The sequence below is a fragment of the Streptomyces fructofermentans genome, from assembly GCF_014651055.1.
GTDB classification, from domain to species: domain Bacteria; phylum Actinomycetota; class Actinomycetes; order Streptomycetales; family Streptomycetaceae; genus Streptomyces; species Streptomyces fructofermentans.
This window is the reverse complement of sequence record NZ_BMWD01000079.1, coordinates 1-1,104: the sequence shown is the minus strand read 5'-3', so window position 1 is coordinate 1,104 and position 1,104 is coordinate 1. Positions and strand designations below refer to the sequence as shown.

1 protein-coding gene is annotated in these 1,104 nt (G+C 70.2%); it reads left to right on the top strand.

Translation table 11 applies throughout. The features are described from left to right. Positions 1 to 1,104: IS30 family transposase (locus tag IE265_RS38045; protein ID WP_229916967.1), on the top strand; the 1,104-nt coding region annotated here is incomplete at both ends.

The following is a 1,104-nucleotide window of genomic DNA, read 5'->3' as shown; positions in this document are numbered from 1 at the left end:
ACGGCCCAGGACTGGGACAAGGGCATCCGGCAGATCGGCCATTCACGCCTGCACCCGGATGGCTTCTTGATCGACTATAAGACCGGTGTGAACACCAATTCTGGGCGGACGGAGCCGTCCGTGGCCGCAGTCGAGGCCGAGATGCACCCCCGGTTCCTCACCGTGGCCGAGCGGGAACTGATCGCCGACATGCGCCGCGAGGACCGCTCGCTGCGCGCGATCGGACGGGCGCTGGGGCGGCCGGCCTCCACGGTCAAGCGTGAGATCGACGCCCGCTCGGTCAACGGCGTCTACCGGCCCCACCGGGCCCAGCGCGCCTGGGCGAAGAGCCGGTCACGCCGCAAGGGCTCCAAGCTCGCCCAGGACGGTCCGCTGCGCGACTTCGTCGCGGCCCGGCTCCAGGAACGCTGGTCGCCCGAACAGATCTGCCACGCTCTGCCCATCGAGTTCCCCGACGACAAGGACATGCGGGTGAGTCCGGAGACGATCTACCAGGCGGTCTACGTCCAGGCCCGCGGCGGCCTGCGCCGCGAGGTCGCCCTCGCGCTGCGCACCGGGCGCACCCGCCGCAAGCCCCACCGCAGCCCGGCCCAGCGCATGCGCCGGTTCGTCGACGAGATGGTGATGATCTCCGACCGGCCACCGGAGGTCGCCGACCGGGCGGTCCCCGGCCACTGGGAGGGCGACTTGATCGTCGGCACCCGCAGCGACAGTGCGATCGTCACCCTGGTCGAACGCTCCACCCGCTACGTCATGCTCGGGCACCTGCCCGGCGGCCACACCGCCGAGGAAGTCCGCGACGTGCTGGTGCCCTTGATCCAGACCCTGCCCGGACACCTTCGCGGCTCGCTGACCTGGGACCAGGGCTCCGAGATGGCCGCCCACAAGCAGTTCACCGTCGCCACCGGAGTCCCCGTCTACTTCTGCGACCCCCACTCACCCTGGCAACGCGGGTCGAACGAGAACACCAACGGCCTCCTGCGGCAGTACTTCCCCAAGGGCACAGACCTGTCCGCGCACAGCCCCGCAGACCTCGAACACGTCGCCCAGCAACTCAACGGCCGACCACGCAAAACGCTCGGCTGGAAAACCCCAGCCGAGCGC